General features: G+C 55.4%; 17 protein-coding genes and 2 pseudogenes. 11 read left to right on the forward strand and 8 right to left on the reverse strand.

What is annotated here, in order from left to right; genetic code table 11:
- Window positions 1-73 precede the first annotated feature (73 nt).
- The gene (locus ACR0J0_RS12575; RefSeq protein WP_480664660.1) at window positions 74-886 is read left to right on the forward strand and encodes a sulfotransferase; all 813 of its coding nucleotides are present in this window, start codon (window positions 74-76) and stop codon (window positions 884-886) included.
- Window positions 887-919: 33 nt separating this feature from the next.
- Here the strand turns inward: ACR0J0_RS12575 and ACR0J0_RS12580 are convergent.
- A pseudogene (locus tag ACR0J0_RS12580) lies at window positions 920-1238 on the reverse strand (integrase core domain-containing protein); the annotation flags it as partial.
- 405 nt (window positions 1239-1643) lie between these two features.
- On the opposite strand from ACR0J0_RS12580, the gene ACR0J0_RS12585 reads away from it, so the two are divergent.
- Complete coding sequence (locus ACR0J0_RS12585; RefSeq protein WP_480664435.1) at window positions 1644-3620, forward strand: right-handed parallel beta-helix repeat-containing protein; 1977 nt, start codon at window positions 1644-1646, stop codon at window positions 3618-3620.
- Between the two features lie 312 nt (window positions 3621-3932).
- Here ACR0J0_RS12585 and ACR0J0_RS12590 read toward each other — a convergent pair whose 3' ends face one another.
- The gene (locus ACR0J0_RS12590; protein ID WP_480664437.1) at window positions 3933-4586 is read right to left on the reverse strand and encodes a sugar transferase; all 654 of its coding nucleotides are present in this window, start codon (window positions 4584-4586) and stop codon (window positions 3933-3935) included.
- Between the two features lie 1039 nt (window positions 4587-5625).
- Between ACR0J0_RS12590 and ACR0J0_RS12595 the strand changes: the two genes are divergently transcribed.
- A complete protein-coding gene (locus ACR0J0_RS12595; RefSeq protein ID WP_480664661.1) occupies window positions 5626-6108 on the forward strand; it encodes an IS6 family transposase in 483 nt (160 codons plus the stop codon).
- A 446-nt stretch (window positions 6109-6554) separates the two neighbouring features.
- Here ACR0J0_RS12595 and ACR0J0_RS12600 read toward each other — a convergent pair whose 3' ends face one another.
- From ACR0J0_RS12600 to ACR0J0_RS12625, 6 genes and pseudogenes are all read right to left on the reverse strand, one after another.
- The gene (locus ACR0J0_RS12600) at window positions 6555-6884 is read right to left on the reverse strand and encodes a TOBE domain-containing protein (RefSeq protein WP_480664439.1); all 330 of its coding nucleotides are present in this window, start codon (window positions 6882-6884) and stop codon (window positions 6555-6557) included.
- A 319-nt stretch (window positions 6885-7203) separates the two neighbouring features.
- Window positions 7204-7869, reverse strand: coding sequence for a D-lyxose/D-mannose family sugar isomerase (locus tag ACR0J0_RS12605; protein WP_480664441.1), 666 nt, complete (start codon window positions 7867-7869; stop codon window positions 7204-7206).
- A gap of 17 nt (window positions 7870-7886) precedes the next feature.
- Entirely contained in the window at window positions 7887-8813 is a 927-nt protein-coding gene (locus ACR0J0_RS12610) for a carbohydrate kinase family protein (RefSeq protein WP_480664442.1), read from the reverse strand.
- Between the two features lie 37 nt (window positions 8814-8850).
- The gene (locus ACR0J0_RS12615; RefSeq protein ID WP_480664662.1) at window positions 8851-9852 is read right to left on the reverse strand and encodes a glucokinase; all 1002 of its coding nucleotides are present in this window, start codon (window positions 9850-9852) and stop codon (window positions 8851-8853) included.
- An 18-nt stretch (window positions 9853-9870) separates the two neighbouring features.
- Window positions 9871-11175 (reverse strand): annotated as a pseudogene (locus ACR0J0_RS12620) (GH1 family beta-glucosidase); the annotation flags it as partial.
- A gap of 2 nt (window positions 11176-11177) precedes the next feature.
- The gene (locus tag ACR0J0_RS12625; protein ID WP_480664444.1) at window positions 11178-12209 is read right to left on the reverse strand and encodes a LacI family DNA-binding transcriptional regulator; all 1032 of its coding nucleotides are present in this window, start codon (window positions 12207-12209) and stop codon (window positions 11178-11180) included.
- Window positions 12210-12426: 217 nt separating this feature from the next.
- Between ACR0J0_RS12625 and ACR0J0_RS12630 the strand changes: the two genes are divergently transcribed.
- The 8 genes from ACR0J0_RS12630 to ACR0J0_RS12665 all read left to right on the forward strand — a co-directional run bounded on the left by ACR0J0_RS12630 (window position 12427) and on the right by ACR0J0_RS12665 (window position 21322).
- Window positions 12427-13695, forward strand: coding sequence for an ABC transporter substrate-binding protein (locus tag ACR0J0_RS12630; RefSeq protein WP_480664446.1), 1269 nt, complete (start codon window positions 12427-12429; stop codon window positions 13693-13695).
- Between the two features lie 65 nt (window positions 13696-13760).
- Window positions 13761-14768 carry a carbohydrate ABC transporter permease gene (locus ACR0J0_RS12635; protein ID WP_480664448.1) on the forward strand — a complete coding sequence of 336 codons (1008 nt, stop codon included), beginning with the start codon at window positions 13761-13763 and terminating at the stop codon, window positions 14766-14768.
- 3 nt (window positions 14769-14771) lie between these two features.
- The gene (locus tag ACR0J0_RS12640; protein ID WP_480664450.1) at window positions 14772-15920 is read left to right on the forward strand and encodes a carbohydrate ABC transporter permease; all 1149 of its coding nucleotides are present in this window, start codon (window positions 14772-14774) and stop codon (window positions 15918-15920) included.
- Between the two features lie 9 nt (window positions 15921-15929).
- Window positions 15930-17585, forward strand: a complete 1656-nt coding sequence (locus ACR0J0_RS12645; RefSeq protein WP_480664452.1) for an alpha-glucosidase — start codon at window positions 15930-15932, stop codon at window positions 17583-17585.
- A 3-nt stretch (window positions 17586-17588) separates the two neighbouring features.
- Entirely contained in the window at window positions 17589-18671 is a 1083-nt protein-coding gene (locus ACR0J0_RS12650; RefSeq protein ID WP_480664454.1) for an ABC transporter ATP-binding protein, read from the forward strand.
- A gap of 83 nt (window positions 18672-18754) precedes the next feature.
- Window positions 18755-19507, forward strand: a complete 753-nt coding sequence (locus ACR0J0_RS12655) for a sugar phosphate isomerase/epimerase family protein (protein WP_480664456.1) — start codon at window positions 18755-18757, stop codon at window positions 19505-19507.
- Window positions 19507-20580 carry a LacI family DNA-binding transcriptional regulator gene (locus tag ACR0J0_RS12660; RefSeq protein WP_480664458.1) on the forward strand — a complete coding sequence of 358 codons (1074 nt, stop codon included), beginning with the start codon at window positions 19507-19509 and terminating at the stop codon, window positions 20578-20580. Before ACR0J0_RS12655 ends, ACR0J0_RS12660 begins: the two co-directional genes overlap by 1 nt.
- Window positions 20573-21322, forward strand: a complete 750-nt coding sequence (locus ACR0J0_RS12665) for a basic amino acid ABC transporter substrate-binding protein (RefSeq protein WP_480664460.1) — start codon at window positions 20573-20575, stop codon at window positions 21320-21322. The genes ACR0J0_RS12660 and ACR0J0_RS12665 overlap by 8 nt, the downstream gene beginning before the upstream one ends.
- Window positions 21323-21367 lie beyond the last annotated feature (45 nt).

Consider the following 21367-nt stretch of genomic DNA (forward strand, 5'->3'; position numbering starts at 1 on the left):
CAATCAATTACTGAGCTTTCAGAACAATCAACTTACGCTATCACAGGTACCAATTCCCCTCTATCGTGAAACTATGAAACTTTTGGGATACATACCAAAGCCGCTTAAAACTTCGTTTGGTGGCTTAGCGCTAGAGATTGGTGCACATGCCCGACTTGCTGTGAGTAACACTATTTCTGGTAGAACTCGACCGACTAAGAAGTTTGTTATCTTTGGGCGTGGGCGATCTGGCTCAACACTACTTGTTGATATGCTCGATAGTCACCCTGACATCAGATGTCTCGGTGAGATCATGAGGTACCCTCCTATCCGACCAGTACAATACGCGGAAGCCGCTTTGGGTTGCGCAGGTGGAAATGTTGTCGGATTCAAGTTGCTAAGCTACCAGATAAGGAATCTCTGGCGTGACTCTCACAAGAGTAACTTGCGCCAATGGATAGTCGATAACAGGGTCATAGTATTTAGAGTGCAGCGCAGTGACTTGCTCCGCCACGCGGTTTCCAACCTATACGCTAGACATCGAAGGGCATTTCACTCTACAGACGCGAAGTCGAGTTTTCACCGCCCGTTTCATATTGATCCAAACGAACTGATTAAGTGGATGGAAGGCAGCGAAGGCCATTTAGAATTCGAAAATTCTTGGTTGGAAGATATTGAATTCGAGAATATCACCTACGAATGCGATCTTGCAGATGGCGTTCAGCAAGAAGCAACGAGAAACCGACTATTGGACATACTTGAGCTGGATAGAAGCGAGTATGCTACCAAGTATAAGCGCGTAACTCCAAGGTGCCTTCAAACTCTGATCGAGAATTATGACGAGGTTCACAGGCACTTGAAGGGCACGAAGTACGAGGTGTTTCTTCCGACGGGTGCTAAAGATTGAGCATGCTTAACCTGCTCCCCTGAGAGTTCGAGTTTATAGGTTAGCTCTGTTCAGGTTTTGGCCTTCCTTTGACCGGTTAGCATATTCGTATGGCGTCAGGCCGGCGAGGTTCGAATGAGGCCGGTTGTGATTCGCGCCATGCCGCAATCATGCCGCAATCATGCGGCAGGCATGGCGCAGAGATGGGAATTGGCGTTCGTTCAGGCATTTTGTGATTCTAGTCGGCGCGCCATGCCGTAATCATGCAGCAGGCATGGCACACAGATGGGAATAGGCGTTCGTTCAGGCATTCCTCTCGCATCCGCCCGCTGGAGATTTCGACCACGCCGTGCTGCGCTGGCTTTCCCGGCGCGCCGCCCGATCTGTTAGTTCCAATTTGATTGTAAGTGCATGATTGGACTGGTTTCCATTAAGATGATGCATCCGGGACCCGGTGGTCGGTCGTCCAATGCACTGCGGCAGATTCCCGCCAACAATTGGTCGCATCAAGTGGGATCTCGCCGATCGCATCGCCTCGCTAATGACAATACTCAGAGCGCTAAACTATATACCGCTTAGATCTTCATTGTGGACTGGATCTGGACGGTATGTTTCTCGGACAGGGACAATGATCCACATAAAAGACACAATAGCATGGCTGATTTAAGCCCAAACGGAAACATTGGCTTCAATTTAGCCACTTTAACTTGGCCTAGCGAACGGTCGCTGCCAGCGTCCCGAAGTTAGCATCGAAGCAGAAAGAGAAGGAAAACAGGTCATGGAACCAGAAGTGATCATCTATGATGCGAGCGAACTCGCTGCTGCTTATGAGACGCTCTCTCAGTCGACTGGCGGCACAATCATTGTTGCATCTGGCGCTAATCTAGGCTCGATCAACCTGTCCAATGGCGGAGATCAGGCGGTCACGATTGTGTCGGAAGACCCGGCCAATCCTGCCGTGATAGAGTCGATTGACCTCGAGAACGTGAGCAATCTGGAGATTGACGGCGTCTTGGTTTCACGAGATGCGGGCCGCATGCTCAACATTGAAGCCAGCACGAACATCACTATTCGAAACTCTGAATTTGCGTCAGATGCCACTCAAACACTGACCGAAGATTTGGTGGGCACATCGGCTCAGGGCGCTGACATCGGGATCGTCCGCGATACTTCTGGCCTGACTCTCGAGAACAATGAGTTTCACGGTTTCTTTCAGGGCATCACCATGTATGAAACAAGTGATGTGCAGATCAACAACAACGAGTGGTACGAATTTCAGGGCGATGGAATCCGGATGGAAGGGGTTCAGCGCGTAGATATCATGAACAACAACTTCTATGATTACTACGGATCTCCCCATTCTGTGAACCACTCTGATTTCATTCAGGTCTGGTCTGTCAACTCGACGGAGACAATAACCAGCGATCTCCGTATCATATCTAACACGATGCATACGGGCGACGGGACGGCGGCGCAGGGAATTTTCATCAATAATGAAGCATTTTCCAAGCGCGGAATTGGTGATTATTATCAGAACATTGAAGTATCTGATAACGTGATTTATTCCGGGATGTGGAATGGTATACGGGTCAACGGAACCGATGGTGCTGTGATATCGAACAATACCTTGCTTTGGAACCAGGACGCCTTCGTAGAGTTCGAGGATGGTCGCGTTCTCTCCCAAACCCCCACCATCCGAGCCGACAACTCCATAAATGTCGAGACGTTCGACAATATTGCGAGAACCGTAAGGGTCAACGATGTTGATCAAGAGCAGAACGTGATGCTGGAATATCGGCAAGAAAGCTCAAGCACCTACGCCTATGACTTGTTCCCGGGGCTGAATCTGGGGGCAGACGCCACGCTCGCCGACCTCGCTCTGGTTGAAGGTAGTGGCGTGGAGGGAGCTGGAGCTTCGCTCTCGCAACCGGGTCAGGTCGAAGATGCGCCGAGCGAACCTGTGTCGCCGCCGCCCGAGAGCGAACCAGTGTCGCCGCCGTCCGAGAGCGAAACCGTGTCGCCGCCGTCCGAGGGCGAGACCGTGTCGCCGCCACCTGAGGACGAGACCGTTGTACCACCCGCAGAAGAAGAAGTTGAAGACAATCCCGACCCGGTGACCGAGCCGAGCGGCGAAGCAGGAATGACCATTCACGGCACCTCAAGCGCCGAGACCATTTCTGGAACAATCGGCGACGATAACATTTTTGGCTATGATCGTGCCGATGTCATTTTTGGCGGAGACGGCAATGACCTGATAGAAGGCGGCGGGGGGTTCGACGACCTCAACGGCGGGCGCGGAGATGATGACCTTCGTGGCGGATCAGGCCACGATGTCCTTAACGGTGGAGAAGGCGCCGACACTCTTTCGGGCGATGCTGGCAATGACACGCTCAACGGTGGCGAAGGTTCAGACGTGATTCAAGGGGGCCGTGGAGGAGATCTGCTGCACGGAGATGCTGGCAACGATTTCTTGTTCGGCGGGATGGGGTCTGACGAGCTATGGGGTGGTGAAGGAGACGACACAATGACCGGTGGAGGAGGGCGTGACGTATTCCACATAGGCCCTGCGAGCGGAAACGATATAATAACCGATTTCCGAATCGGGAAGGACCTCCTCGCGCTGGAATCTGATCCAACGAGCGCTATCCAGACGGACAATGGGTTGCTATTGAGATTTGTTGACGATAGCAGTCTGCATTTGGACGGTGTTACTCTTGAAGAGTACCAGACTGAGTCGGAATTTTTCCTACTCTAACTGTCTTCAAGGGTTTAAGTAACATAATGTATTGATAGTCCAGACACACTGAGGTTTGATTGGCCTCAGGTGTCTGGACCACCGCGCGCCGGTCCTATTTTCCTAAATCCAATACGAATGAGTGCTGAACTCTCCCTTCAAATTCCCTCGTTGCATTGACGTTGCACACTGAAATCAGGCCACTGATTTTTTGGTTATCCGTCCGAATATCGACGGATCCTGTGTAACGGCAGTTTCATTCGATCCGGGGGCAGTTAGAACTACTCCATATAGTATGCATGGCCTCTATTTCTAATCCTATTGGTCAAAGCGTCAGCACGATCCTCGTTGGACGAGAACAACATGAACTGTTTTGAAAACCAGCCAAATGTCGCGCATAAATGTCCAGTTTCCAACATACTCAGAGTCCATTTGAACCCGTTCTTCGTATCCGATTCCACTTCTGCCATGCGTTTGCCAAACTCCAGTTATTCCGGGGCAAGCGCGCAGGTAGCTATGCAACTGTCTTCCATAGTATGACATTTCGCCACTCTGTATCGGACGAGGTCCTACGATACTCATGTCGCCCCGGAGCACATTGATAAATTGCGGCAGTTCGTCGAGGCTGGACTTTCGGAGAAAACTTCCAATGAACGGAATGATTCTTGGATCATTCTTGATTTTTCGGCTGCGGTTATACTCTTTTCGGATTTCCGGGTCAGACTTGAGAAGCTCTTCTAGCGCTCTCTCCGCATCGACCACCATTGTTCTAAATTTGATGCATTGAAACCTTTTCCCATTAAAACCAATGCGCTCCTGCTTGAAGAATACGGGGCCAGGCGCGAAAAGCTTCACGAGTACAATCACCAAGAGAAACAGGGGTAAGAACGCAATGATGGCCATTGTCGAAAAGACGACATCAAAGGCGCGCTTCGATGAGCCCCCAATCGGTGATGTGTATGTGGCAGAGTTGACGACGTCTTCCATTCGTTCCCCCAGTTACTAGTTACCGAAATTTCTTCCAATCGCCGCAGCAGAATACGACCACTGAAAGTAAGCCCGGAGGGAACACCTATCGGAGACTGTTGAAAAGGATCCTCGGGCAAAGCCCGGTTAAAAACTATCCCACCATTACAATCCAAAGCGAAATGCACCACAAATCTCGTCGCCGCGTACCAATACGCACAAATATTTATGATGCCCCACTCCGAGCACACTAATAGGAACACAGTACTACAAGGCTAGAGTTGAGCGCAACCATTTCTGTCCTTCCCCGTAGAACTGGGCCACTACACTGGCTGCAGCAGGGGGTCTTTCATGGCGAGGAAGCGACACTCGGACGAAGACATCTTGAAGTTGCTGCGTGGAATCGAGTTGAAGCTGAGTGCTGGATCGGATGTGGCCTCAGCGTGCCGCAGCTGAATAGCCCGGAGAAAGAGAACGCGCGGTTGAAGAAGATCTTCACCGAACTCGAACTGGACAAGCTCGTTTTCAAGGAAAGCCTTAACCACCTTAAGCCCGGGGCCTGACCACGGAGAAGCTCCGTCAGGCCGTCATCCATACACGCCAGAAGCTCGCGACGTCCGAGCGGCGGACGTGCCGGGTGCTCGGCTTAGGTATACTAGGTGTGGCCTCCATTATGGGGCCAAGCGCATTGACTGAGTTTAATCCGAGTAATCTGGCACAACTGGCAATCCTTGGGGCGGCGCTGTCCTATGCTTTTGCCGGTGTCTGGGGCAGAACTGCCCTTTCGGGCCAACGACCACTTGTGAACGCACTTGGTATGCTGATCGGCAGCACAGTGCTTATGTTTCTGATTGTTCTGTTGCAAAGTTTTGCTGGCCGATCACCTATTTGTAGATATCCACGGGAAGCACGTTGAACTGCCCGCCAATGACTTTGGGCAGGTTCTGTCGCAAACTCTGCCTCACCTGCCAGACCGAACGCAATTCTGTTAACGCGTGCTGGGACATAACCGGAGCAAACCGTGGCGATCTCATGTAAGGGCACGCATTTTCTGAAAGACGTGATCTTGCATGCGGTTTTTTCTACCTGCGCTACGGCGTGTCATACCGGGATCTGGAAGAAATCATGGCGGAACGTGGGCGTTGATCTGGATCATGCAACGCTAAACCGCTGGGTCAGCCGAAATGGAGGCCTCATTGCTGAAGCAGCGCGGTATAGAATGCGCCCCGCAGACTGTTCTTGGCGCATGGATGAGACATATGTGAAAGTGAAGGGCGAGTGGGTTTATCTTGACCGAGCGATCGACAAACACGGCAAGACACTTGAACTCATGTTGTCCGAGCGCCGGAATAAAGCCGCAGCGACGAAGTTCTTCGCTCGCGCGTTTGACGTGAACGGTCTACCGCGCAAGATCGTCATCGACAAAAGTGGCGCCAATACAGCTGGCATCAAGGCGATCAACAAGATGCTCATATGCTACGGCCGTCCGATCCCAATCGAAATGGTCATGCGGAAATACCTCAATAACATCATTGAACAATGATCACCGGTTCATCAAACGAAGGATCAGACCCATGCCGGGATTCAAATCTTTAACTTAAGCCGCATCTATCCTGGCGGACATAGAACTGGTCAACATGATCCGCAAAGGTCAATTCACTCTCGAACTCCATCCGTTTCAGCAGTTCGCCCAACTTGCGGGGTAAACCGCTCACCAATTCCACTGATGCTCTGCCATCTAATAAGTTTGCAACAGAACCAAATGGTCTACCGTTGCTTCGGGAAACAGACAGCGCTCAACGTTCCAAGCGGCAACTGTGAACTCTGCAGGCAAAAGTGCAGACTGTGCCACGCCACCCAGTTGCACTGCGTTCATAGCAGGCAGGGCGGACAACAATGCCCTATGAGCTCCGGCCGTGCGAAGGGCCGAGAGGATACTCGCTCTCTGTTCGTCCGTGACCGCTGGCAGGTCCGCAAAGGTCTGGGTAATCACAGTCTTTGCCCCGTCGCCTTATCAAAAAGCCGCAGCGCGTTTGGCTTCAGGCTGATGCGTGTTTCGCCGATTTTCGCTGCGTGGTCCTTACCCACCAAAACAGTGAAGGGTTGATCAGCAGTCACCCCGTGCAACAGGCGGTGGGCACCAAGTTCTTCAAGGATGTCAACGCGGAATGTGACACTGCCGTGATCGTCCAGCACAACATCCTCAGGGCGAATACCCATCGTGACCGCCCCAGAGTAAGCCTCTTGCACAGACAACGGCCCGCCATAGCCGTTGATCCGGACCTGCCCCTGACCCATTTCCGTCTCGATCAGGTTCATCGGCGGGGCACCCATGAACGAGGCAACGAAAGTTGAAGCCGGGTTGTGATAAATTTCGGAGGGGGTGCCGACCTGTTCGATGCGGCCAGCGTTTAGAACGAAGATGCGGTCTTGGAGGCGTTGTCAACTGTGCGGTTCGACGACATTAACATCGCGGGATGGCCGACCTTTGATCTGTCGACCGTTTGCAATCCGACCGATGACACGGTCGAGCGTTTCATCTGGCTGTTGGAACGACGGTTGGCAAACCCCGCGAAACAAAGCGAGACGATTCTGATCGACCCCTATTTCGTGCCCCGCGGGACTCACAGACTGCTTTTTAGTAGTCGGATACCAGCAGGAAGTCCGGCTCTGCGTCTTCTTCTATGGTTGCAAAGCGCGGGATGGGGTCCTCGAACACGTTGTCAGTTCGGTCGTCGTTCACGGTTGAGACCTCGCCAATCAGGCAATCGCCTTTTTCCGCCCAGAACGCGTGCCAAATGCCGGGCATCAACGTTACGCTTTGGCCGGGCTTCAAACGCAGCAATTCGCCGGGCTGAATTGTGACTGGACAGCTATCGCTGGGAACCACCACCGGGTTGTCACGGTCGATCCCGCCATCGGGGTCCGAGGCATAAATTTCCATCACCAGATCGCCGCCACCCCGGTTGATGATGTCTTCAGCTTTGACGATGTGGCGATGCATAGGAGACAGTTGCTTTTCCCGCGAAGCCAGTAGCTTTTCTGCGTAGAGCATCCCCCGGCCTTTGTTCAGGTCCTGAACGTCGCCATTGCGAAGCGTAAAGAGAAACAAACCTAGCTCATCAAAACGGCCCTGACCGTAGTCGGTGATGTCCCAACCAAGACCGCGACTACGGATGTCCTGTGCCTGAGAGCTGCGCATCTGTTCGGGTGACCAGGTCGCAAAGGGCGGCAGAACCGCCCCGAATGAGTGGATGAAAGCCTGTGCTTCAGACTTAATTTCGTTGATTTCTGATCTTTTCATCTGCGTCCCTCGTGGGGTCAAAGTTCATGCGCCCAGGGCGGGTTCGCCCCAGCGCGGGAGACGGTGATGGCAGCCACTTTTGCACCTTTCAAAAGGGCGGCCCGCAAGTCGCCTGTGCTCAGTGCTCTTAGTTCGGTTTTGGACAGCCGGCCCAACCGGTCCAGCTCGGCCAGAACTCCGGCGTTGAAAGTGTCCCCGGCACCGACCGTGTCAGCCACTTCGACTGCCTGAACTGGCACCGAGGTTTCTGAACTGTCCGCCAGATAGCCGACAGCACCCTCGCGACCACGGGTGACGATTACCACTGCAGGTCCTGCCTGCAGCAGCAAAGGAACCTTTTCTGCCAGAGTTTCAGGCCCTGGGATGATCCAGTCCAGATCCTCATCTGAAACCTTCACGATATCGGACTGTGCAATCATACTATTCAGCCGGGTACGATATCGGGTCTGATCCTTGATGAATCCGGGTCGGATATTCGGGTCCAACATAACTGCCCGATCCGATCCGTGGCGATTCAGCAGCGCGGCGTAGGCGTCTGCACAGGGTTCGCAGGCGAGGCTGATACCGCCGAAATACAAGGCCGAAGCGGCGGGCAATTGCGTCGGCATGTCCTCGGGCAATAGCATTCGGCCAGCCGAGTTTTCGTCTACAAAGCTGTATGTTGCGTGCCCATCCTGAAGTTGGACAAAGGCTAGCGTCGTGGGGCGGTCCGAATGGATTATATGGCTTGTGTCCACGTGACTGTCTTGCAGCGCTTCCGCCAATTGCTGGCCAAACATGTCGGAGGACAGGCCGGTCAATAGCCCGACCGGTGCACCCAGACGCCCAAGTGCAATAGCGGTATTGAAGATCGCGCCTCCCGAGTGGGGCACGAACCCTTGCGCACCTGAGGCGGTCGGTTCGGCGATCATGTCGATCAGGGCTTCACCGCAGCACAGGATCATGCCGAGGTCCTTTCTGTAATGGGGTCAGGCGGCCAGTTTACCGCGCGAGCGCACTTTTGCAGAAATTGTTAGCGCCAACAATGCCAAATTCATCCTGTTCGGACACATACAGGTTCATTGAGCGGCGCAATTCACTGAACCGCCCGCCAGCATTGAAGGCATCCCGGAACGCATCCTTAAACAGCCATCGGTTCTTTTCGGCCACTCCGCCTACAAGAAAGACACCGCCTGTGGGCATGAATGCAACGGCTAAATCGCCCATCAATGCCCCAAGATGGGTTGTGAACATGTGGGCTGCTTTGACGGCGACCGGGTTAGTTTTTGATTGCGCGTCCTGTAAAATATCCTTGGCGGTGCGCAGTGGGGCGTCAGATTGGCCAGCGGCCAAGCTGGCCGCCTTGTAAAGAATTGGCAAGCCGGTACCGCTTAGGAACATTTCCGCTTCCAAAACGAGGCTGTCGTCGAAGAAACAGTCCGGGGCGACGTGGCGAGCGGCTTTGAAGATTTCCACTTCATCCTCGTGGCGAGGTGAAAGACCAACATGCCCGCCTTCACCGGACGCAGTGTGGTATCGCCCTTCCGAATACAACAGAGCACCAACGCCAAGCCCTGTACCCGGGCCCACCACTAGACGCGTTCCAGCGGGTGGGGTTGCTGCCCCCTGCAGAACTTCGACATCGTCGCCAGTGATTTCGGCGACGGACCATGCAGCGGCAGTAAAGTCGTTGATAACAAACGTATGCTGCGCGCCGGTTGCCTTGCCTATGTCGCGCTCTGACAGATCTAGATGCGCATTCGTCAACCGGATCGTCCCGTCCTTGACCGGGCCAGCTCCGGCCGCAACGACAGCGCGGGGATCGGTGCCAAGCTCGTCGCGCAGGCTGTGAAAGGCGTCCAGCAACTCGGACAGCGAGCCGGTCGGGTATTTGCGAAGGTCCGTCAGTTCTCCGTTTGAAATAACACCCAGACGGGTATTGGTTCCGCCAATATCCGCAACAAGGTTCCAATGTTCGTGCATGGCGCCTGCAGGTTGGGCCATCGGCAGAGAAACGGAACTTCCGGCCAGAGCGGTTTTCAACGCGTTGTACGACGCCTTGGGTGTGCGCTCCAGCGTATCAAAGTCGACGTCGACCAGCCCGAACCGCTTTTCATAGCCAAAGGACCATTCGTAATTGTCCAGCAACGACCAAATGAAATAGCCCTTGACCGGTACGCCTTGCTCAATTGCGTTTTGGACTGCGGCCAGATGTCCGTTCAGGTAGTCGATGCGGTCGTCATCCTGCTGACGCTCGGGGCTGGCCATGCCGTTTTCGGTGACAAAGATCGGCAGATCGCCAGTGTGATCGCGCATGGTGCGTGTCAGGAAGCGTGTCAGGGCGTCAGGCTCAATCTCCCACCCCATCTGGGTCTTGGGCAGCGGGCCGGGGATTTCCTTCAGGCTGGGCCACGCAGTTTCATCGGGCGCAATCAGTTTGCGGGTGTAGTAGTTCAATCCGCACCAGTCGACGGGTGTGCCGATGGTGTCGAAATCGTCCTGCCAGCCAGAGGGTAGGTGAGGTTCCAGCCCGTCCAGCACGTTTTGCGGATAGGCTTTATTGAACACCCCGCTCAGGAAAAAGCGGTTATAAATTCCGTCATAAAGATCAGCAGCCTTGCGTGCGCCGGGGCTGTCATCGGCGGGTTCAGCCCATTCCAGATTAAACACAGCGCCCAAGTTGGACATTCCCAAACCGCGCATCGCCTCAATGGCACGACCATGAGCAAGCAGGACATGATGCATCGCACGGGCTGTGGCGCGGATGTCGCGCAGGCCCGGTGCGTGATGGCCTTCAAAATGGCTCAGCCAGCTGACGCACCAGGGTTCATTGATTGGGGCTACGCTGTACATGCGGTCCCCGACCCGGCCCATTATAATCTCGGTGAAATCTGCGAACCAATGTGCGATATCGCGATTTCGCCATCCGCCAAGATCGGCGAGGGGCGAGGGCAGCTCCCAGTGGTACAGGGTCGCACAGGGGCGAATGCCGCGTTCCAGAAGTGCGTCGGCCAGGCGATCGTAATAGTCCAAGCCAGCTTGGTTCACCGTACCACGCCCTTCGGGCAACACGCGCGCCCAACTGGTTGAGAAGCGATAGCAGTCGAAACCGGCATCACGCACCAGATCGAAATCCTGCGGATAGCGATGTAGATGGTCACAAGCCAGATCGCCATTCTCATTGCGCACCACATTGCCGGGTGATGCTGCAAATGTATCCCAATGGGTCTGCCCAGCGCCGCCCTGAGCGTGTCCTTCGATCTGGTAGGCAGAAGTTGCAACGCCAAAGAGGAAGTCTTTGGGGAAATCCGAACGCGTGTATTTCATTTTCAGAACCTGTTTGGGGCGGGGCCGGTCGAGCCGCCAACTACCAGTTCGGCCTCCAGCAATCTAGTTTTTACGGGATCTTCCGGGGATTTGATGCGCTCGATCAACATCTCTGCCGCCATTTCACCGGCCTGACGAACCGAGGATCGGGTGGCCGTGAAAATCGGCACATCCTGACCGTTCTTGAGGTATGAGAGGTCGTCATCATGGGCAATGACCGAGACATCTTTTCCCATTTCCAACCCCGCCTCGTTTAGCGCGCGCCGCACGCCAATGGCAGAAATCATCGATGACGTCAGAATGGCGGTTGGCGGTTCATCCAGACGCAGCATGTCGCGCGTTTCGTGATGCCCATAGACCTCGGTCATCTCGGCGCTGCGCATCAGATCGGGGTCGGGGGACAGGCCGGCATCATCTAGCGCCTCAAGATACCCTGCACGTCGGCGTTGGGCGAAATCCATATCCTCAAGCCCGTTGATCAGCGCGATGCGGCGATGTCCAAGATCGATCAGAAACCGGGTCGCGCGCAGGAATGAGCTTTTATTGTTCACGTCAATCCAATCATAGGGCACGTCCACGCCAGTTGATCTGCCGTGTACGATGAACGGCACACCCATCCGGTTCAAGACCTCGATTCTGTGTTCGTTGACCTTTGGGCCTTGCAGAACCACCCCATCGACCGCGCCGCGTTGAAACAGGCTGCGATATGCCTCCTCGATCGAGGTGTCGTCGGCGTTGGTGAACATCATGTCATAGCCATGATCTCCATACTTGCGGGCGGCACCGGCGACGAAATCCCCGAAGATCGGGTTCACCATTTCATGCTGTGACGAACTTGGGATCACGTGACCAATTACCATGGATCGTCCAGTCGCCAAGCCCTTGGCTCGGCTGTTCGGACGGTATCCGTGTTTGGCTGCGGCGGCCTGAACACGAATGCGCGTGTCCTCATTTACCTCGGGATAGCCATTCAGCGCGCGGCTGACCGTGGTCTGGGACAGGCCGAGAATTTCTGAGAGCTGCTTTAGGTTCATCGTCGATTCAAAGCGCCTTCAATTTTTTCTGTTTCGTGTATTGCGGGCGGTTTTCACCCTTAGACACGTTTTTCCCTGATTGGGTTTCAATATTAATATTTTGGGGCGCAGTAAACAGATTATTGACATATTTTGAATGTTAGCGGATAAAGCTCAACATCCAAAGCGCTTTGAAAATGAGTCTTGCAGGCGCTTAGTAATGTTGGGAGGAAGCTTCATGAAACACTCGCTTTATGCAGGAGCGGCGACGTTCGCCCTGATGGCGGGCGCGGCGCAGGCCGACAAGGTTACCGTGTTCGGCCCATGGCTGGGGCCTGATCAGGAGAATGTCGAAAAGGTGCTGGATGGCTTTGCCGCCGCAACCGGGCACGAATACGCCTATGTCGGATCGGATAGCTTCGAACAGCAAATCAGAATCGATGCCGAGGCAGGGTCGGCGCCCAATGTAGCAGTGTTCCCCCAGCCCGGCTTGGCTTCGGATATGGCCAAGGCGGGGTTTCTGACACCGCTTGGCGATGGGACTGCAGACTGGATTCGTGACAACTATGCCGCCGGGCAGTCGTGGGTTGATCTGGGGACCTATGCGGGTCCTGGCGGCCAGGATCATCTGTATGGCTTTTTCTACAAGGTCGACGTGAAGTCGCTTGTCTGGTTTGTGCCCGAGAACTTTGAAGATGCCGGGTACGAAGTCCCCACCACGATGGAGGAACTGAAGGCGCTGACAGACCAGATCGTGGCCGATGGCGAAACGCCGTGGTGCATCGGTTTGGGCTCCGGTGGCGCGACTGGCTGGCCGGCGACCGACTGGGTCGAGGACATGATGCTGCGCACACAATCGCCTGAGGATTATGATGCCTGGGTCGCAAACGAGCTGAAGTTCAACGATCCGAAGGTTGTTGCTGCGATCGAAGAATTCGGCGCGTTTGCCCGCAATGATGACTATGTGGCCGGTGGTGCCGGTGCAGTTGCCACAACAGATTTCCGCGACAGCCCGAAGGGCATGTTCAGCTCGCCTCCGCAGTGTTACATGCACCGCCAGGCCTCGTTCATTCCGGCCTTCTTCCCGGAAGGCACGGTTGTAGGTGAGGATGCTGATTTCTTCTATTTCCCGGCGTACGAAAGCAAGGACCTTGGCAGCCCTGTACTGGGTGCCGGTACGGTTTGGGCGATCACAAACGACAGCCCCGGCGCGCATGCGTTGATCGAATACCTGCAAACGCCAGAGGCGCACGAAACATGGATGGCGCTGACCGGCTTCCTGACACCGCATAAGGGCGTCGATACCTCGGTGTTCTCAGACCCGACTTTGAAGAAGATGAACGACATTCTTCTGGGGGCGACAACCTTCCGGTTTGACGGGTCCGACCTGATGCCAGGTGGTGTGGGCGCGGGCACGTTCTGGACGGGAATGGTCGACTATACCGGGGGTACTCCGGCGCAAGAGGTTGCCGATGAAATCCAGTCTTCCTGGGACGCATTGGACTAATCGATTGAAACCGGGCGACCCGCAAAAGCGGGCCGCCTGACCCCTCCGTCGCAAGGGAGAGCGGCATGCATCCGGCATTTCAGGGCCTGCTGACCATCGCCATCGGCGTGTCAGGTTGCGTGGGCTATTTCTACCTATCCAATCAGTTTCTGGACAAAGTTCTGTTCCCGCCTCGCGGGCCGAACGCTGGCCGTAACATCAACCGCGCGAACATGATCCGGCCTTGGTTGTTCCTGTTTCCGGCGTTGGCTGCGTTGGGGCTGTATCTGGCCTATCCGGTCGTCGAAACGCTGCGCCTTTCGCTGACGGATCGGGTCCCGGGCGGTGGGTACGAATGGGTTGGCTTGGACAACTATGTCCAGATGGCCAACGAACCCAAGTTTTGGGAAGCGATGCGCAACAATATGTTCTGGCTGATCGTCGTGCCCGCCATGTCGACAGCCTTTGGCCTGCTTGTAGCGCAACTGACTGACCGCATCCGTTGGGGGAACATCGCCAAGTCTCTGATCTTTATGCCCATGGCGATCTCGTTCGTGGGGGCCTCGGTCATCTGGAAACTGGTCTACGACACCCGCCCGGCCGAGCAGGATCAGATCGGCATGCTCAACGCGCTGTACCTGTTTTTCGGCGGGACCGAGCCGCAGACCTGGCTGACGATCCCTTTCTGGAACAGTTTCTTCCTGATGGTTGTCCTGATCTGGATTCAAACCGGGTTTGCCATGGTCATTCTGTCAGCTGCCCTGCGTGGCATCCCCGAGGAGACCGTCGAAGCGGCCATTCTGGATGGCGCCAACCCGTTTCAGATCTTTTTCCGGATCAAAGTGCCTCAGATCAAGACAACAATACTGGTCGTATGGACCACGATCACGATTACCGTTCTGAAGGTCTTCGACATCGTCTTCGCCATGACCAACGGCCAGTGGGAGACGCAGGTTTTGGCCAACTACATGTATGACAAGCTGTTTCGGGCCAATGACTGGGGCGTGGGCTCAGCCTCGGCCATGGTGATCATGTTGCTGGTCGCTCCGATCCTCGTTTGGAACGTGCGCAATGCGCGCAAAGAGATGGAGTAGGCCGTGAACGATATTGCTGGAACCAAACCTGCCCTCAGATGGGTAGTTCACGCCTCGGTCATCTTCCTGGTGGTTCTGTGGGTCGTGCCAACTCTTGGGCTGCTGATCTCATCCTTCCGCACGGCTGACCAGATTGCGACCAGCGGTTGGTGGCGGTCGCTGTTTCCGTCCGAGCAGAACCTGACTCTGCGCAGCGCGGCACCTGACACGCAGGTGCTGGAAAACGGAATGTACGTGATCGAGGGCAACCTATTTGGCGACGAAACCAAAGCCGCGATTTCAAAATGGGGTGTCAGCTCCAGGGCCGTTGATGCATTCGCCCCCGGAGATACTGCAGAATTGCGCAAAGGTGGGACAATCACGGTCGATGCCAAAGGCAACTACCGGATGCAGAACTTGGAGGAGTTCACGGGCAGCCGCGGGTCACGTGTCTTCGTAACGGCCGAATTGCCCCCTGAGTTCACCTTGGACAATTACCATAAGGTCTTGCTGGCCGAGGACAGCACCGACAGCATGGGGCGGGCGTTCTTCAATACGCTGACCGTAACAATTCCGGCCACCATTATCCCGATCCTCGTTGCAGCTTTTGCGGCATATGCCTTGGCGTGGATGGATTTCCCCGGACGAGCGCTGCTTATTGCTGCCGTCGTGGGTTTGCTGGTCGTCCCACTGCAGTTGGCCCTGATCCCGCTTTTGAAATTCCACCTCAATATTGGCATTGGTAAAGGTTATCTGGGGGTCTGGCTGGCCCATACTGGTTTCGGCATGCCTCTGGCGATCTACCTGTTGCGCAACTACATGGCCGGGCTGCCTCGAGACCTGATCGAAAACGCACGGGTTGATGGCGCGACCGAATTCCAAATCTTTACCAAGCTGATCCTGCCGCTCAGCTTCCCGGCGCTGGCGTCATTCGCAATCTTCCAGTTCCTCTGGACGTGGAATGACTTGTTGGTCGCTAAGGTCTTCCTGATCGACGCGTCGGGCCAAACTACCGTTATGACCAACCGCATCGTCGAGCTATTGGGCACACGCGGCGGCAACTGGGAAATCCTCGCCACGGCGGCATTTGTTTCAATCGCCGTACCGCTGGCTGTCTTCTTCGCAATGCAAAAATACCTGGTCCGTGGCCTGTTGGCCGGGTCCGTCAAATAGAGGCGTCTGATGAACGTGCAGAACACCGTGGAACTCAACAAAGCAACCAAAGCATCGTCCGACTGGTGGCGTGGCGGGGTCATCTATCAGATCTATCCGCGCAGCTTTCAGGACAGCAATGGTGATGGAATCGGAGACTTGAAAGGTATCACCCAGCGCTTGGAATACATCGCTTCGCTGGGCGTTGACGCCATCTGGATTTCTCCGTTCTTTAAGTCGCCGATGAAGGATTTCGGGTATGATGTCAGCGACTATCGCGATGTCGATCCGATGTTCGGGACCATGAAGGACTTTAAAGAACTTCTGGATCGCGCGCATGTGCACGGTCTGAAGGTGATGATCGATCTGGTGCTGTCGCACACATCGGATCAGCACCCATGGTTCAAAGAAAGCCGGTCCAATCGCGAGAATGACAAGTCCGACTGGTACGTCTGGGCTGATCCCAAGCCCGACGGCACGCCGCCGAACAACTGGCTGTCGATCTTTGGCGGTTCGGCTTGGCAGTGGGATTCTCGCCGCCTGCAGTATTACCTGCACAACTTCCTCACGTCGCAACCGGACCTGAATTTTCATTGCGCGGATGTGCAGGATGCCTTGTTGGATGTGGCGCGGTTCTGGTTAGATCTCGGCGTCGATGGGTTCCGATTGGATACCATCAACTTCTATTTCCACGACAAGCAACTGCGTGACAATCCTGGCCTGCCCATGGATCAGCGCAATGCTTCAATCGCGCCGATGGTGAACCCGTATAATCATCAGGATCACCTCTATTCCAAGAGCCAGCCCGAGAACATTGCCTTCCTTGAGCGGTTACGCGCGCTGACCGACGAGTATGAGGGCCGCGCCTGTTTGGGCGAGGTCGGTGACGCACAGCGCGGACTCGAGATCATGGGCGAATACACCAGCGGCGATAAGCGCATGCACATGTGTTATGCGTTTGAGTTCCTGGAAAAGCGCGTTTTGACAGCGACTTACGCCAAGCAAGTGTTCGACCAACTGGAAGAGAAGGCGGGCGACGCGTGGCCATGCTGGGCATTCTCGAACCACGACGTTCAGCGTCACGCGTCCCGGTGGGAGTTGGACGACGCGGCGCTCCGTCAGCACGCAGTTCTGATGATGTGCCTTCGCGGATCAGCTTGCCTGTATCAAGGCGAGGAACTGGGCCTGCCCGAAGCGGATGTTCCCTTTGAGCTCCTGCAAGACCCCTATGGCATTGAATTCTGGCCGGAATTCAAAGGGCGCGATGGTTGCCGCACGCCTATGGTCTGGGCCGCGCAGGACGAACAATCCGGTTTCACTTCAGGAACCCCCTGGCTACCGGTTAGCCAGACTCAGGCTGACCAAGCTGTTGACCGATTGGAACAGGAGGCCAACTCGATGTTGCACCACTATCGCCGCGCCATCGCGCTGCGTCATGCGCATTCTGCGCTGATGTCCGGTCGGCAGATCGATATGAAACAGTCGGGCCCAATCCTGTCGTTCCTGCGCGAGAATGGCACCGAACAGGTGTTCTGCGCGTTCAATCTGGAGACAGAACCAGCAAGGGTCACTCTGCCGGACGGCGAATGGCAGGTTATCGGGGAGGAATTGGGCAGCGTCGTAGGGGCGGGTACAGTGACCCTCGGCGCGGCCCAATTCTGTCTGATGCAGCGGGTGCGGGGGTAAGCTATGTCGGAACTCAATCTCACGGATGTGGCGAAGACCTATGGCAATGTCGATGTCCTCAAGAACATCAATCTGGATATTGAACGCGGTGAGTTGATCGTGTTTGTCGGTCCCTCCGGCTGCGGTAAATCCACTTTGTTGCGCATGATTGCGGGGCTCGAAAAGATCACCGGCGGGACGCTGGAGATCGAGGGGCAGGTCATGAATGACGTTCCCCCGGCACAAAGGGGCATCGCAATGGTGTTCCAGAGTTACGCGCTATACCCGCACATGACGGTGCGCGAGAATATGGCCTTTGCTCTGAAGATCGCCAAAATGCCGTCGGACGAGGTAGACGCAGCCGTCGAGCGCGCTGCTCGTATTCTGCAGCTTGAACCGTTTCTGGACCGCCTGCCCAAGGCTCTGTCCGGTGGTCAGCGCCAGCGGGTCGCCATTGGTCGGGCCATCGTGCGTGATCCGAAGGTATACTTGTTTGATGAACCTCTTTCTAACCTTGACGCCGCTTTGCGGGTCGCTACGCGGATCGAGATCGCACGTTTGAAAGAGGCGATGCCGGACAGCACGATGATCTATGTCACTCACGATCAGGTCGAGGCGATGACGTTGGCCAGTCGGATCGTGGTCCTTGCCAACAAGGGAATTGCGCAGGTGGGTACACCGCTTGAGTTGTACGAAACGCCTGACAACGAGTTTGTCGCCCAGTTCATTGGCTCCCCGGCAATGAACCTGTTGCCGGGCGTCATCACGCAGACTGGAGAGCAAACCGTCGTAAAGCTTGATGGCGGCGGGACCGCGGTTTCCGACATCGCCACAACAGAGGCAGACGCGGGAAAGCAAGTGAACATTGGGGTCCGTCCCGAGGATTTTCACCCAGTCGACGCCAATCCGATTTTGGAAGGTGTCGTGGATTTCACTGAAGCTCTGGGTGAGGTCACGCTGCTCTACTTCGCAGCCAAGGACGGCGAAGACGCCACTATCGCCAAACTGCCGGGTGTTCAGAAAAATATGCGGGGACAAAGTGTCGCCGTATCAGCAGAACCGGAAAAGGTTCACCTGTTTCATCAGGGGCTTTCCATGCGGCATTAACCCAGGCGGCAGCCAAGCTTGACAAGAGCAGCGTCCCTGTTTCAAGCTAATTGAAACGTTTCAATTGGCTATGGCACCTGTCTATGCGAATTTCGGCGCAGCTTTATACCGTGCGGAAAGTTGGGGATCTAAAGACCCAGCTTGAATTGGTTGCGGGCTGCGGATTTACCGACATTGAAACCATCGGGTTCCACGACAGCACGCCAATTCAGGTCGCGCAGCTGGCTCAACAGGCGGGGCTTACCGTTCGGTCCGCACATTTTGATTGGACCGAGTTCGAAACCCGCTTTGACGAAATAGTGGACTTTCTAGGGCTGGTGGATTGCCCAGTGGCCATCATGCCTTGGTTGGCGCCCGAAGAAAGACCCCAATCAACTGACAGCTGGGTCGCGATGGCGCAGCAACTGACCGTATGGGCCGACCAGTTGTCGCATCATGGGGTTCGCCTGGCCTATCACAACCATGATTTTGACCTACTGGGGCGAATTGGTGAAACACCGTTGGACATCATCCTGTCGCATCACAACCTGCACTGGCAGCCAGATCTGGGATGGCTGGTTCTAACTGATCCAAACCCGATCGAGTTGCTGCGCAGGTATTCCGACAAGATCGTTTCCGTTCATGCCAAGGACGTCAACCCGTCAGGCGGGCAGGGCGATGAACGTTGGCGCGACTTAGGCCACGGAGTGGTTGATTGGGCTACGGTTTTGGGTGTTTTGGCCAACAGCAATTGCGCCGATCTGTTTGTCGAACATGACGAAACGCCAAATGCGCCCAAGACATTGCGAACAGGGCGCAAGTATCTGTCCCTGCATCTGTTGGCTGGGGCAGGGTAATGGCCCGCGCGACCATCAAATCGATCTCCAAGGAAACCGGTTATTCGGTCGGGACGGTTTCGAATGCGTTGCGAGGGTCAGAGACAGTCAGGGAAGAAACGCGAACGGAAATTCAAGCCGCTGCTGCCCGACTTGGCTATCGCGTGAACATGGATGGGTTGAAACTGCGCACCAATAAATCCTACCGCGTTGCGGTTTTGGTCAGTGTGTCCGCCGATGCAGAGGAAGAGTGGGAAGGCGTGGAATTCACCCGTATTCTGGCTGGGATTTCGACCGCTCTGAAAGGGTCTCGGTATGAGCTGAGCGTTTTCAATGTAGCCAACCTGGAAGACGCGATGGGGGCATTGAGGAAGATCGTTCAGGACGGGCTTGCCGATGGCGTCATCTTTTCTGGAACGCTGCATCACGATCCGCGCATCGCTTTTCTTCAGCAAAACGCATTCCCTTTTGTCACAATGGGGATGAGCGACGGCGAAACCCCTCATGCCTATGTAGATATCGACAGTCAGGCAGCAGCTTACGATGCGACCGAGCGACTGGTGCGATTGGGGCATCGGCGCATTTCCTTGGTGAACCCTCCATGTGATCTGATTTATGCGACGCAACGCCAACAGGGGTACGCGCAGGCATTGTCAGCCGAAGGTTTACCAGTCGATTCCTCATTGATTTTCAACGGACCGACGACGGCGCGGACCGGGCGGCAAGCCTTTGAGGCAATGATGCAACTAACCGATCGTCCCACGGCATGCATTTGCGCCAACGAAGCGATGACCCTGGGTGTTTTGTCCGCTGCTCACAAGGCAGGCGTCTGCATTGGGCAGGACCTGGTCGTTATCTCGACGGATGACCTGCAACTCAGCCGATACTTCGTGCCGCCGCCCAGCACCTATTATGTCCCCATTGAGGAAACCAGCCGCCTGCTGGGAGAGTTTATCCTGAAAGCTCTGGACGGGGCGAAGCCATCGGAGACCCAAAAAAAGATCAGGGCCAACCTAATCGAGCGGCAACCTGACACCCATGCGCAGAAAAGTGCGCACAACGTGAACCAACAGAGGAGTACTGAAGATGATTAAGAGACTATTGGCTGCAGCAGCAGTGACTGCCATCTTCGCGCCAACGGCGTTTGCTGCTGATCTTGAGGGTCGTGTGCTGAAGATCGGCACCGACGCAACCTATCCCCCGATGGAAACCGTAGACGAGACGACCGGGCAAATCGTGGGCTTTGATGTCGACGTTATGAATGCAATCTGCGAGCAGGTTAACTGCGTCCCGAATTTCGTGAACACTGCGTGGGACGGTATTTTTGCGGCACTTCAGCAGGGTGAATTTGATCTGGTGATTTCAGGCGTTTCTATCACGCCAGAACGCGAGGAAAGCATGGACTTTTCCGAGCCGTACATCGTCGTCAGCCAGGCAATCCTGTTGCAGGTCGATAATGCCGACATGACGCTGGACGATTTCAAAGCGGGCGGGCAGAAACTGGCCGCGCAAACGGGAACCACCAACGCGCAACTGGCCGAAGAACTGGTCGGGCGTGAGAATGTCAGCCTGTACGACAACTTTTCGGCCGCGATTCTGGCGCTGCAGAATGCGGATGTGCAGGGCGTCATCATCGACGGCACCTCGGCCGCAGCATATGAACAGGAATTTGCGGGCGAGCTGACCGTAGGGATCACCGGTCTGCAGTCGGATCCGTTGGGCATCGTGTTTCAGGAAGGCGACGCCACAGTTGATGCCATCAATGAAGGACTGGCGGCTATCAAAGCCGACGGCACGCTGGACAAGCTTGTCGCAAAATATTGGGGCACGGAATAACCGCCCACAGCTCAAGTGACCCGACGGCGCGCACGTCGGGTCAAA

It is taken from the genome of Ruegeria sp. BF12, assembly GCF_056538705.1.

Excerpts from the sequence above, each read along its gene's own strand:
- ACR0J0_RS12650 (WP_480664454.1), top strand. The coding sequence starts at position 17,589 with ATGTCGGAACTCAATCTCACGGATGTGGCGAAGACCTATGGCAATGTC.
- ACR0J0_RS12605 (WP_480664441.1), bottom strand. The coding sequence starts at position 7,869 with ATGAAAAGATCAGAAATCAACGAAATTAAGTCTGAAGCACAGGCTTTC.
- ACR0J0_RS12625 (WP_480664444.1), bottom strand. The coding sequence starts at position 12,209 with ATGAACCTAAAGCAGCTCTCAGAAATTCTCGGCCTGTCCCAGACCACG.
- ACR0J0_RS12610 (WP_480664442.1), bottom strand. The coding sequence starts at position 8,813 with ATGATCCTGTGCTGCGGTGAAGCCCTGATCGACATGATCGCCGAACCG.
- ACR0J0_RS12665 (WP_480664460.1), top strand. The coding sequence starts at position 20,573 with ATGATTAAGAGACTATTGGCTGCAGCAGCAGTGACTGCCATCTTCGCG.
- ACR0J0_RS12615 (WP_480664662.1), bottom strand. The coding sequence starts at position 9,852 with ATGGCCCAACCTGCAGGCGCCATGCACGAACATTGGAACCTTGTTGCG.
- ACR0J0_RS12575 (WP_480664660.1), top strand. The coding sequence starts at position 74 with ATGAAACTTTTGGGATACATACCAAAGCCGCTTAAAACTTCGTTTGGT.
- ACR0J0_RS12655 (WP_480664456.1), top strand. The coding sequence starts at position 18,755 with ATGCGAATTTCGGCGCAGCTTTATACCGTGCGGAAAGTTGGGGATCTA.
- ACR0J0_RS12635 (WP_480664448.1), top strand. The coding sequence starts at position 13,761 with ATGCATCCGGCATTTCAGGGCCTGCTGACCATCGCCATCGGCGTGTCA.
- ACR0J0_RS12585 (WP_480664435.1), top strand. The coding sequence starts at position 1,644 with ATGGAACCAGAAGTGATCATCTATGATGCGAGCGAACTCGCTGCTGCT.
- ACR0J0_RS12660 (WP_480664458.1), top strand. The coding sequence starts at position 19,507 with ATGGCCCGCGCGACCATCAAATCGATCTCCAAGGAAACCGGTTATTCG.
- ACR0J0_RS12645 (WP_480664452.1), top strand. The coding sequence starts at position 15,930 with ATGAACGTGCAGAACACCGTGGAACTCAACAAAGCAACCAAAGCATCG.
- ACR0J0_RS12590 (WP_480664437.1), bottom strand. The coding sequence starts at position 4,586 with ATGGAAGACGTCGTCAACTCTGCCACATACACATCACCGATTGGGGGC.
- ACR0J0_RS12630 (WP_480664446.1), top strand. The coding sequence starts at position 12,427 with ATGAAACACTCGCTTTATGCAGGAGCGGCGACGTTCGCCCTGATGGCG.
- ACR0J0_RS12600 (WP_480664439.1), bottom strand. The coding sequence starts at position 6,884 with ATGAACCTGATCGAGACGGAAATGGGTCAGGGGCAGGTCCGGATCAAC.